The organism is Duganella sp. Root198D2, assembly GCF_001428585.1.
Lineage (GTDB): Bacteria > Pseudomonadota > Gammaproteobacteria > Burkholderiales > Burkholderiaceae_D > Rugamonas.
Map to the genome: position 1 here is coordinate 48877 of NZ_LMIC01000049.1, position 11798 is coordinate 60674.

10 protein-coding genes are annotated in these 11798 nt (G+C 61.8%); 9 read left to right on the top strand and 1 reads right to left on the bottom strand.

The genetic code is table 11. From position 1 onward, the window contains the following. Positions 1-31: 31 nt before the first annotated feature. Positions 32-2299: a penicillin-binding protein 1A gene (locus ASE26_RS25675; protein ID WP_229207316.1), complete on the bottom strand. Its 2268-nt coding sequence runs from the start codon at positions 2297-2299 to the stop codon at positions 32-34. Positions 2300-2661: 362 nt separating this feature from the next. On the opposite strand from ASE26_RS25675, the gene ASE26_RS25680 reads away from it, so the two are divergent. The 9 genes from ASE26_RS25680 to ASE26_RS25720 all read left to right on the top strand — a co-directional run bounded on the left by ASE26_RS25680 (position 2662) and on the right by ASE26_RS25720 (position 11793). After that, positions 2662-3741 carry a pilus assembly protein PilM gene (locus ASE26_RS25680; protein ID WP_055937733.1) on the top strand — a complete coding sequence of 360 codons (1080 nt, stop codon included), beginning with the start codon at positions 2662-2664 and terminating at the stop codon, positions 3739-3741. Further along, positions 3741-4379: a PilN domain-containing protein gene (locus ASE26_RS25685; RefSeq protein WP_055937738.1), complete on the top strand. Its 639-nt coding sequence runs from the start codon at positions 3741-3743 to the stop codon at positions 4377-4379. The genes ASE26_RS25680 and ASE26_RS25685 overlap by 1 nt, the downstream gene beginning before the upstream one ends. A gap of 10 nt (positions 4380-4389) precedes the next feature. Then, the gene (locus tag ASE26_RS25690; RefSeq protein WP_055937741.1) at positions 4390-5073 is read left to right on the top strand and encodes a type 4a pilus biogenesis protein PilO; all 684 of its coding nucleotides are present in this window, start codon (positions 4390-4392) and stop codon (positions 5071-5073) included. Continuing rightward, the gene (locus ASE26_RS25695; protein ID WP_055937742.1) at positions 5073-5600 is read left to right on the top strand and encodes a pilus assembly protein PilP; all 528 of its coding nucleotides are present in this window, start codon (positions 5073-5075) and stop codon (positions 5598-5600) included. Before ASE26_RS25690 ends, ASE26_RS25695 begins: the two co-directional genes overlap by 1 nt. Then, entirely contained in the window at positions 5597-7762 is a 2166-nt protein-coding gene (gene pilQ / locus ASE26_RS25700) for a type IV pilus secretin PilQ (protein WP_055937745.1), read from the top strand. Before ASE26_RS25695 ends, pilQ begins: the two co-directional genes overlap by 4 nt. A gap of 36 nt (positions 7763-7798) precedes the next feature. Next, positions 7799-8260 (top strand): Ig-like domain-containing protein, encoded by a 462-nt coding sequence (locus ASE26_RS25705; protein ID WP_055937749.1) that lies wholly within the window; start codon positions 7799-7801, stop codon positions 8258-8260. 92 nt (positions 8261-8352) lie between these two features. Further along, positions 8353-9972 (top strand): bifunctional shikimate kinase/3-dehydroquinate synthase AroKB, encoded by a 1620-nt coding sequence (aroKB, locus tag ASE26_RS25710; RefSeq protein WP_055937752.1) that lies wholly within the window; start codon positions 8353-8355, stop codon positions 9970-9972. 1 nt (position 9973) lies between these two features. Next, positions 9974-11104, top strand: coding sequence for a deoxyguanosinetriphosphate triphosphohydrolase (locus tag ASE26_RS25715; RefSeq protein WP_055937754.1), 1131 nt, complete (start codon positions 9974-9976; stop codon positions 11102-11104). Positions 11105-11163: 59 nt separating this feature from the next. Continuing rightward, positions 11164-11793 carry a TMEM175 family protein gene (locus ASE26_RS25720; protein ID WP_055937757.1) on the top strand — a complete coding sequence of 210 codons (630 nt, stop codon included), beginning with the start codon at positions 11164-11166 and terminating at the stop codon, positions 11791-11793. Positions 11794-11798: the final 5 nt, after the last annotated feature.

An 11798-nucleotide genomic window follows, 5' to 3' on the forward strand; every position in this document is an offset into this window, starting at 1 on the left:
CGCGTGACGGGGCCGATTCAGGTTTAGCGGTTTAGAACAACTCGTTCTTGACGGCGTCCTTCTGCTTCTCCTCGGCCGGCGTGCCACGGGTCGCGCCTTCCAGGCTGTCGATCCCCACGCCCGGCGGGTTCTCCGCATAGTAGTACTCGCCATCCTGGGCGATGATGCCCTGCGGAATCGTTCTTTCCTCGACCGGAATACTCTTGAGCGCCTTGCCCATATAGCTGATCCAGATCGGCAGGGCCAGGCCGCCGCCGGTTTCCTTGTTGCCAAGGTTCTTCGGCTGGTCAAAGCCGATCCATGCAATGCCCACCAGCTTGGCCTGGTAGCCGGCAAACCAGGCATCGATCGAATCGTTGGTGGTACCGGTCTTGCCCGCGATGTCAGGGCGTTTCAGCGACAGTGCGCGGGTCGCGGTACCAAAGCGCACTACGTCCTTCAGCATCGAATCCATCAGGAAGGCATTGCGCTCGTCGATCACGCGGTTCTTTTCGTCGCCGGCCTTGTCCGGGCTGGCCTGCGACAGCACCTTGCCGTTGGCGTCGGTCACCTTGGCAATCAGGTAAGGCGAGATCTTGTAGCCGCCGTTGGCGAATACCGCATAGGCGCCGGCCATCTGCATCGGCGTCACGCCGCCGGCGCCCAGTGCCAGCGTCAGGTACGGCGGGTTGCGCTCGGAGTCGAAGCCGAATCGGGTGGTGTATTCCTGGCCGTACTTGGCGCCGATGCGGTGCAGGATGCGGATCGAGACCATGTTTTTCGACTTGGTCAGGCCGCGCCGCATGGTCATCGGGCCTTCATACTTGCCGTCGTAGTTCTTCGGCTCCCAGGCCTGGCCGCCGGTCTGGCCGGCGTCGAAGGAGATCGGGGCGTCGTTGATCATGGTTGCCGGCGACAGGCCGCGTTCCAGCGAGGCTGAGTAGATGAAAGGCTTGAACGAGGAACCCGGCTGGCGCCAGGCCTGCGTCACGTGGTTGAACTTGTTGCGGTTGTAATCGAAGCCGCCCACCATGGCCTTGATCGCGCCATCTTCGGTGCTGGCCGAGACGAAAGCCGATTCCACTTCCGGCATCTGGGTGACCAGCCAGTCCTTGTCATCCTGCATGACGCGGATCACGGCGCCGCGGCGGATGCGCTTGTTCGGCGGGTTCTTGTCCGAAAGCCAGCTCTTGCCCATGGCCAGGCCGGCGCCCTTGATGGTGATTTCCTCGCCGGAGGCGGTAACGGCCACCACCTTGTCGGCAGCGGCGCTCAATACCATCGCAGCCACGATATTGTCGCTGTCCGGATGCTCGGCCAGTTCGGTTTCCACGATTTCGTCGGCTTCGGATTTATTCGACGGCAAGTCGACATACGATTCCGGGCCGCGGTATGGGTGGCGCTTTTCATATTCCATCACGCCGCTGCGCAGCGCGAGGTAGGCCGCATCCTGGTCGGCCTTGGTAATCGTGGTGAAAACGTTCAGGCCGCGCGTGTAAGTCTCCTCCTTGAACTGCTCGTAGACCAGCTGGCGCGCCATTTCCGCAACATATTCGGCATGAACACCAAACGCGCTGCTGTCTGTTTTGACTTTTAACTGCTCATTCTTCGCCGCCTCATACTGTGCGGGCGTAATATAGCCAAGCTGGGCCATGCGTTGCAGGATGTACTGCTGGCGCACCTTGGCGCGCTTCGGGTTGACCACCGGGTTGTAGGCCGAAGGCGCTTTGGGCAGGCCGGCCAGCATGGCCGCTTCGGCCACGCTAATGTCTTTCAGGTTCTTGCCGAAATAGATTTGAGCGGCCGAAGCAAAGCCGTAGGCCCGCTGCCCCAGGTAGATCTGGTTCATGTAGACCTCCAGGATCTGGTCCTTGGTCAGGTTCTGCTCGATCTTCCAGGCCAGCAGCGCTTCATAGGCCTTGCGCTTGAACGTCTGCTCGCTGGAGAGGAAGAAGTTGCGCGCTACCTGCTGCGTGATGGTGGACGCTCCCTGGCGGGCGCCGCCGGTCGCGTTGTGGACCGCCGCGCGCAGGATGCCCCAGTAGTCGACGCCGCCGTGTTCATAGAAGTTGCTGTCTTCAATTGCCAGCACCGACTTCTTCATGACCTCGGGGATGTCTTTGATATGCACCAGGTTGCGGCGCTCTTCGCCGAACTCGCCGAGCAGCACATTGTCGGCCGAGTAAATACGCAGCGGTATTTTCGGACGGTAGTCGGTAATGGTATCGAGCGAGGGCAGGTTCGGGTAAGCCAGCGCCAGGCCGAATACCACCAGCAGCACGCCGGCCAGGATCAGGCCCAGCAAAGAAATCAGGGCCATCAGCAGAAAACCCTTCGGCGATTTTTTAGCCGTGGTTTCGTGGTTGTTTGCAGTCATACGGAGCTTCGCTAAGTTTTATGCAAGGCATTATAAATGAGGCTCCCGGCCCTTGAGCGCACGTGATATCCGGAAATATTGGTTGTGGGCAACAAGGCAACTTAGTTTATTGATATGCCATTAATTGCAACATCGGGTGTGGCAAATCCCTCACAAAACATTAATGGTGCACTGGAGAAATACCTTTACACGGCGCTGACAATGTTGCTAGCATCTAATGTACTGTCTCATGTTTGCGGTCTAAACACGGGTTTTTAAACGAATTTGGATATGTAAATGTCTATGGAGTTGTCAGGAGTGCATCCATGCCATTGGACTTGAAAGCCCTGTTTGGCGGCGCCCAAGGCCCGCTGGTTGGCTTAGATATCAGCACCTCGAGTGTGCGCTTGGTGGAATTGTCCGATGCGGGCAAGGACGGCATGCGCCTTGAGCGGTGCGCCTCTGAGCCACTACCGCGCGGCGCTGTCGCCGACGGCAATATTGAAAATATGGAGCAAGTGGTCGAGGCGGTGCGCCGCCTGGTCAAGAAAAGCGGCACGCGCGCCAAGAATGTCGCGCTGGGCATGCCGCCTGCTTCCGTCATCACAAAGAAAATCATTCTGCCAGCCGGTATGTCGGAGCAGCAGCTGGAACTGCAGGTCGAGTCCGAAGCTGCCCAGTACATCCCGTTCGCGCTGGACGAGGTGAGCCTGGACTTCGACGTGATCGGACCGGTTGCCAATTCGCTCGAGGACATCGAGGTGATGCTGGCAGCAGCGCGCCGCGAAAAAGTTGTCGACCGCGTGGCGATCGCTGAAGAAGCCGGCTTGAAAGCATCGGTGGTGGACGTCGAGTCCTACGCCGCGCGTGCCGCGCTGGACCACGTCACCTCCCAACTGCCAAATGGCGGCGCCGGGCAGGTGATTGCGCTGTTCCAGATCGGCGCCGTGTCGACACAGATTTCGGTGATGCTCGATGGCGCCACGATCTATGAACGCGAGCAGCCGTTTGGCGGCAATTCGCTGACCCAGGATATCGTGCGTTCTTACGGCCTGGCTTTTGAAGAGGCCGAGGCGCGCAAGAAGGCCGGCGACTTGCCGGAGAACTACCAGTCCGACGTGCTTGCACCGTGGCTGGAAGGCGCGGCGCTGGAAGTGACGCGCGCGATCCAGTTCTTCTTCACGTCGACGCCATTTACCAAGATCGACCAGATTTTCCTGGCGGGCGGCTGCGCCGTGTTGCCGGGTTTGCTGGACATGATCGCCAGCCGCACCCGTATTTCCAGCGCCGTCATTTCGCCGTTCAAAGGCATGCAGCTGGCGTCCGGCGTGCGTGAACAGGCCCTGCGCAGCGATGCGCCGGCATACCTGGTGGCCTGCGGCCTTGCCATGCGGAGGTTCGGCTGATGATACGTATTAACCTTCTCCCGCACCGGGAGGAAAAACGCGCGCTGCGCAAAAAAGCGTTCTACGCGATGCTTGGCATCGGCGCTGCAGCCGGCGCGGCGGTGGTACTGGTGGTGGGCGGCTACAACGCCCGGGCACTGTCGATCCAGTCGCTGCGCAACGGCGAGCTGCAAGGCGCCATCGTTGAACTGGACAAGAAAATCGTGGAAATCTCCACGCTGCGCCAGGAAATCGATGCGCTGAAGGCGCGCCAGCAGGCAGTGGAAGACCTGCAGGCTGACCGCAACCAGCCGGTGTACCTGATGGACGAACTGGTCAAGCAGACTCCGCCAGGCGTGTTCCTGAAGACGGTCAAGCAGGAAGGCCAGAAAGTCACGCTGACCGGCAGTGGCCAGTCGCAGGAACGGGTGTCCGAGCTGCTGCGCAACCTGTCCGGCAATTCGCCGTGGCTGGAGCGTCCGGAACTGGTGGAAGTCAAAGCCGGCACGATCGGCGGCAAGGACAAGGCGAGCGGCCGCGCCATCGTCGAGTTCCAGCTCTCGGTCATGATCAAGCGTCCACGCGACAAGGACGAAAACCCGGACGGCAAGCCGGGCGCCAAGCCAGGCGCCAATCCGAATGCCGCAGTCAAGTCCTGAGAACATAACCATGGCAACTGATTTGAAACAATTAGATGAGGTGCTCAAGGCCCAGTTCAGGAACCTGAACGGGGTGCACCCGGGCCTGTGGCCGATCCTGCCGCGCTTGCTGGTTACGCTGGGCGTGGCGGCGGTGGCAGTCGCTGCCGGCTACTTCCTCTACTGGCAGACGCAGTACGAGGAACTGGAAGCCGGCGCGCAGCAGGAGCAGAGGCTGCGTGAAGAGTACAAGCTGAAGATCGCCCAGGCGGTCAACCTGGAAGAACTGAAGCGCCAGAAAGAACAGGTCGACAAGTACGTGGTACAGATGGAGAAGCAACTGCCGGGCAAAGCTGAAATGGCGGCCCTGCTGTCGGACATCAACAATGCCGGTACCGGCCGCGGCCTGACCTTCGAACTGTTCAAGCCGAACCGGGTCGAAGTCAAGGACTACTACGCCGAACAGCCGATCGAATTGCGTGTCAACGGCAGCTACCATGACCTGGGCGCCTTCGCCGGCGACCTGGCAGGCATGGCGCGTATCGTCACGCTGAACAACATTTCGCTGGACATCAAGCCGCGCGAAGGCAAGGATTTGCCGGCCGGCGTGCTGCAGCTGAATGCCACTGCAAAAACCTTCCGCTATCTCGATCCGGAAGAAGTGGCTGAGCAGCGCAAAGCAGCCAACGAGAAGAAAAAGGGAGGTCAGAAGTAATGAAGAAGCTTGCCCCCCTCGCCTGCGCGCTGCTGCTGACCGCTTGCGGTGAGAGCGACGTCCAGCAGGTGCGTACCTGGATGAAGGAAACCGAAGTCCAGACCAAGCCGACCGTCAAGCCGCTGCAGGAGCCGAAAACCTTCGTGCCCTTCGCCTACGTGGCCGGCGATGTGCTCGATCCGTTCAATGCCAGCAAGCTGCTGGCCGAACTGGCCAAGAGCCGCGCCGGCAGCTCCCAGGCGCCGGACCAGAACCGCCGCAAGGAATTCCTCGAGAGTTTCCCGCTGGATGCCATGAAGATGGTCGGCACCATGGAAAAGAGCAATGTGATGAATGGCCTGGTGCAGATCGACCGCACCGTCTACCAGGTCAAGAAGGGACAGTACGTGGGACAGAATTATGGTTTGATCACCGCGGTCACGGATGACGCGATCACGGTGCGTGAAATTGTTCAGGATGCGGCCGGCGACTGGGTCGAGCGCATGTCGAAGCTGGAACTGCAGGAAAGTAAGGAGAGCTCCAAATGATCGCCATCAGAACCCTGAAGCGCTTGTGCCGCCAGGCTAGCGTAATGCTGGCACTGGCCGGCAGCGCAGCTGTTGCGCAGGCCCAAGGCAACGCGATCGAATCGATCACGGCCAACCAGCAAGGCAGCAATGTGATCGTGAAGATCGCAATGAAGGAAACGCCGCAAAAGCTGCCGATCGGCTTTGCCATCACCAATCCGTCCCGTATCGCGCTCGATTTCGGCCAGACCACCAATGCTACCGGCAAGACCAGCCAGGACCTGAACATGGGCGAACTGGCCAGCGTCAACGTGGTGCAAGCCGGTGACCGTTCGCGCCTGGTGTTCAACCTGAAGCGCACGCTGAACTACGCTACGGCGCTGGACGGCAAGAACGTGATCCTGACCATCGACGCTTCCGGCGGCGTGGCGCAGGCAGTCGATGCGCGCGGCCTGCCGGTGGTAGCCGCCAAGCCAGCGGTGCCGGCGCCTGCCGGCAAGCAGGCGCTGCGCGACATCGATTTCCGTCGCGGTAACGGCGGCGAAGGCCGCGTCGTGATCGACCTGCCGAACAACCAGGTCGCCGTCGACGTGCGCCAGACCCCGACCGGCGTGGTGGTGGACTTCCTCAAGACCACGGTGCCGGAAACCCTGCGCCGCCGCCTGGACGTGACCGACTTCGGTACGCCGGTGAACCGCATCACCACCGTGCCGCACGGCGACAACGTGCGCATGACCGTGGAGGCGCACGGCCTGTGGGAACAGAGCGTCTACCAGAGTGACACCCAGCTGATCGTCGACGTCAAGCCGATCAAGGAAGACCCGAACAAGCTGGTACAGGGCAGCCAGGGCTACCGCGGTGAAAAACTGTCGTTCAATTTCCAGAACGTGGAAGTGCGCGCAGCGCTGCAAGCGATTGCCGACATCTCGGGCCTGAACATCATCACCAGCGACAGCGTGCAGGGCAACCTGACCCTGCGCCTGAAGGAAGTGCCATGGGACCATGCGCTGGACGTGGTGCTGCAAGCCAAGGGCCTGGACATGCGCAAGAACGGCAACGTGCTGTGGATCGCGCCAAAAGAAGAACTGCTGACCAAGGAAAAGCTGGAACTGGAGCAGAAAGCCCAGATCGCCGACCTGGAGCCGCTGAAGTCCGAAATCTTCCAGCTGAACTACCAGAAGGCGGAAGCATTCAAGACCGTGTTCGGCATTGAAGGCGGCGGCGACACCAAGAACCGCATCCTGTCCAAACGCGGCAGCGCCATCATCGAAACCCGCACCAACCAGCTGTTCGTCACCGACATTGCGGCCAAGCTGGAAGAAGTGCGCAAGCTGATCCAGAAGACCGACGTCGCTACCAGGCAGGTGCTGATCGAAGCGCGTATCGTGGAAGCGTCCGATACCTTTACCCGTAACCTGGGCGCCAAGCTGGGCTTTGCCGACATGCGCGGCATCCGTGGCGGCGACGCCGGCTGGGGTGTCGGCAACGGCAACAACCGTGTCGGCCTGACCGGTAACATCACAGGCATGGGCCAGCAGCAGGGCATCGTGAAAGTGGACGATGGCCAGGGTTCCTACAACAACACCCAGTTCATCAACCTGCCTGCGCAATCGATCAATGGCGCCCAGGCTGGCAGCCTGGCGGTCAGCCTGTTCAACTCGGCGGCCAACCGCTTCCTGAACCTGGAACTGTCGGCCCTGGAAGCTGACGGCGCCGGCAAGATCATTTCCAGCCCGCGCGTGGTAACTGCCGACAAGGCGCCTGCCACCATCGAACAGGGTGTGGAACTGCCTTACCAGGTGGCCACTTCTTCCGGCGCGACCTCGATCGTGTTCCGCAAGGCCAACCTGAAACTGGACGTCATCCCGCAAATTACGCCGGACGGCAACGTGGTGCTGGAAGTCGATGTCAACAAAGACTCCGTGGGCCAGGAAACCCGCGCCGGTTTCGCGATCGACACCAAACACGTCAAGACCCAGGTGATGGTGGAGAACGGCGGCACCGTGGTGCTGGGCGGTATCTACCAGCAGACCGAGCGTAACGTCACCTCCAAGGTGCCGGTGCTGGGCGACGTGCCGATCCTGGGTAACCTGTTCAAGACGAATTCGCGTACCAATGACAAGACCGAACTGCTGGTCTTCATTACGCCAAAGATCGTTACCGACCGCCTCTCTGCGCGTTGAGACGAAAAATAGTGTTATCAGAATAAAGGAAAGAAAATGGCAAACGTAGTATTCCGAAAATTGTCCGGCCTGGCAGGCGCGCTGGTCTGCGCCAGCCTGCTGGCCGCTTGCGGCGGCGGCGGCGGCAGCCCGGGCGTCAGCCCGACCAATCCCGATCCGCTGACGCCGAAGGCAGCCAGCGTGGCGGTGAGCTCCAGCTCCAACACCATTGCCGCTTCCGGCATCGACGGCACCGAAGTATCGATCACCGCGATCGTCAAGGATGGCGGCAACCAGGCCGTGCCTGGTGCCATCGTGCAGTTCCATTCCACGGCCGGCACCATCAGCAACAGCGGCGCGAAAACTGACAGCAGTGGCAGCGTCACCGAGAAACTGAGCGTGAAAGGCGTTACCGTGAACGGCGTCAGCCAGCCGTCCGGCCTGGCGATCAAGATTTCCGCCGGCGTGCAGGGTGTCGACAACGTCAGCACCAACACCATTACCGTCACCACGCAATAAGCTGGGCCAGTGCAGCGCCTGCCCGCGGCAGGCTGCTGCCATGTAATTTGCGCTATCATGCGTGAATGCAAAATGTTTACTTAGTTGGATTGATGGGGGCGGGCAAGACGACCATAGGTCGCCAGCTCGCCCGCAAGCTGGGCTTGCGGTTTGTCGATTCCGATCATGAAATCGAAAGCCGTACCGGGGCCTCCATCCCCTGGATTTTCGAGATCGAAGGTGAACCCGCCTTTCGCCGGCGCGAAGCGGAAGTCATCCGCGAACTGACCAGCCAGCAGGGCCTGGTGCTGGCCACCGGCGGCGGCGCCATCCTCAATGAAGCCAGCCGTGCCCTGCTGCAGGAACGCGGCACCGTCATCTACCTGCGCGCGTCGATCAACTCGATCCTGGCGCGCACCGCGCACGACAAGAACCGGCCCCTGCTTCAAACGTCCGATCCCCGCAAAAAACTCGAAGAACTGCTGGCGCAGCGCGAACCGCTGTACATGGACATGGCCGACCTGGTCATCGACACCGGCCGCCCTAACGTACAATCGATGGTCCAGAACATCATCAACCAGCTCGACGCGCTGGCCTGCCAGGCCGCGCCCAATTGCGTGACCAAGGCACAAGCCGCCATGAACGAACAAACCAATATCCTGCTCAACGTCGACCTGGCCGAGCGCAGCTACCCGATCGTCATCGGCCCTGCGCTGCTGGAAGACGCCAGCCTGCTGGCCAAATACGTGGGCGGCAAGAAGGTCGCCATCATCTCCAACGATACGGTGGCGCCGCTGTACATGGAACGCGTGCGCGCGCCGCTGGCGGCGGCCGGCAAGGAAGTGATCGAAGTGGTGCTGCCGGACGGTGAAGAGCACAAGCACTGGGAATCGCTGATGAAGGTGTTCGATGCCCTGCTGGCCGGCAAGGCCGACCGCAAGACCACCCTGGTGGCGCTGGGCGGCGGCGTGATCGGCGACATGACCGGCTACGCCGCCGCCTCTTATATGCGCGGGGTGGACTTCGTGCAGGTGCCGACCACCTTGCTGTCGCAGGTCGATTCCTCGGTGGGCGGCAAGACCGGCATCAACCACCCGCTGGGCAAGAACATGATCGGCGCCTTCTACCAGCCGAAGGCGGTGATTGCCGATACCGCCACGCTGGAAACCCTGCCGGTGCGCGAACTGTCGGCCGGCCTGGCGGAAGTGATCAAGTACGGCTGCATCATCGACGTGCCGTTCTTCGAATGGATCGAAGCGAACATGGGGCTGCTGATGGCACGCGACAAGGGCGCGCTGGCGTATGCCATCGCCCGTTCCTGTGAAATCAAGGCCGACGTGGTGCACCAGGACGAACGCGAAGGCGGCCTGCGCGCGATCCTGAATTTTGGCCACACCTTCGGCCACGCCATCGAGGCGGGCATGGGCTACGGCGCCTGGCTGCACGGCGAGGCAGTCGGCTGCGGCATGGTGATGGCGGCCGACTTGTCGCAGCGCCTGGGCTTCATCGACAACGCTACGGTGGAACGCATCCGCGACCTGGTGGCTGCAGCCGGCCTGCCGATCGTGGCGCCGGACCTGGGCAGCGAGCGCTGGCTTGAGCTGATGGAAGTGGACAAGAAAAACGAGGGCGGGGCAATCAAGTTCATCCTGCTCGAACCGCTGGGCAAAGCCCGCATCACGAGCGCGCCGCAAGACCTGCTGCTGCAAACCCTGGCCGCCTGCACCGAGTAATATGGAAGAGACGCTCGCCCCCTACGCAGCACATTCTGACCTGGGGCGCGGCCGCCGCTTCCCGGAAACGCCGCACGCTTCGCGCTCGCAGTTCCAGCGCGACCGCGACCGCATCATCCATTCCACCGCCTTCCGCCGGCTCGAATACAAGACCCAGGTCTTCCTCAACCACGAAGGAGACCTGTTCCGCACCCGCCTGACGCACAGCCTGGAGGTGGCCCAGATCGGTCGCTCGCTGGCGCGCAACCTGCGCCTGAACGAAGACCTGGTGGAAGCCATCGCGCTGGCACACGACCTGGGCCACACGCCGTTCGGCCATGTGGGCCAGGATGTGCTGCACGAATGCATGAAGGAGCACGGCGGCTTCGAGCACAACCTGCAAAGCCTGCGCGTGGTCGACTTGTTGGAAGAGCAGTATGGCGCTTTCGACGGCTTGAACCTGATGTTCGAAACGCGCGAAGGCATCCTGAAGCACTGCTCGGTGAATAATGCCCGCCTGCTGGGCGATGTGGCGCAGCGCTTCCTCGACAAGACCCAGCCTTCGCTGGAAGCCCAGTTGACCAACCTGGCCGACGAAATCGCCTACAACAGCCATGACATCGACGACGGCTTGCGCTCCGGCCTGATCTCCATCGCGCAGCTGGAACAGGTGGATTTCTTCGGCCGCCTGTGGCGCGAGGTGCAGGCCGCCCATCCGGGACTGGCCGGCCGCCGCGCCATCTACGAAACCCTGCGCCGCCTGATCACCGCGCTGGCGGACGATCTGATCGCCACCTCGCAAGACCGCATTGCCGCGCACGGCCCGCAAAGCATCGAGCAGGTACGCGCGGCACCGCCGCTGATCCGCTTCTCCGACCGGATGCGCAAGGATGCCAGCGAGCTCAAGCGCTTCCTGCACGAAAACCTGTACCGCCATTTCAAGGTGAACCGCATGCGCGTCAAGGCCAGCCGCATGGTGCGCGAGCTGTATGAAGCGTTTGCCTGCGACCCTTCGCTGCTGCCGCCTGATTACCGCACTGAACGCGGCGACGCCAGCGGCCAGGCGCGCCGCGTGGCCGACTACATTGCCGGCATGACCGACCGCTACGCGATTGCCGAACACCGCCGCATCTATTCGCTGGACAATCTCTAGCTTGCATGGCGGCCCGCGCCGGGTTAATCTTCTGGCAATCCAACATTGCCAGAAGAATCATGACCGACACCACGCTTGCCCACGGCCCGCAACTCAGCAAACATCGCATCGAAGCCCTGGTCGACGGCATCTTCGCCGTCGCCATGACGCTGCTGGTGATCGAGCTGAAACTGCCTGAACACGTACAGGCCAGCAGCAGCGCGGAACTGCTGCATGTGCTGGGCGAACTGGCGCCGACCTTTGGCTCCTGGATCATCAGCTTCCTGGTGCTGGCCATTTTCTGGGTCGGCAACCACCGCCTCTACAGCCATGTGCGCCACCTCGACGGGCCACTGACGTGGTACACCATCCTGATGCTGGCCGGGGCCAGCCTGCTGCCGTTTGCATCCGCGGTGAACGGGCGCTTCCTGTCGCAGCTGGCGCAGGCGGTGTATGCGGTCGTGATGACGCTGATGGCCGTCGGTTCGCTGCTGGTCGCCGCGCGCATCTACCGCCATCCGGAACTGTGTTCGCACCCGATGGACAAGGCGACCTATGCCGGCGTCTGCATCCGCCAGGGCATCCTGATCGCCGTCGCGGCACTGACCGTGGTGCTGGCTGGCCAGGCGCCAGGGATCGCCAATACCGCCTTCCTGCTGCTGTTCCTGGTCCGCCCTTTGAGCAAGCTGTTGACGCGCCGGCTGCGTTAACGGCG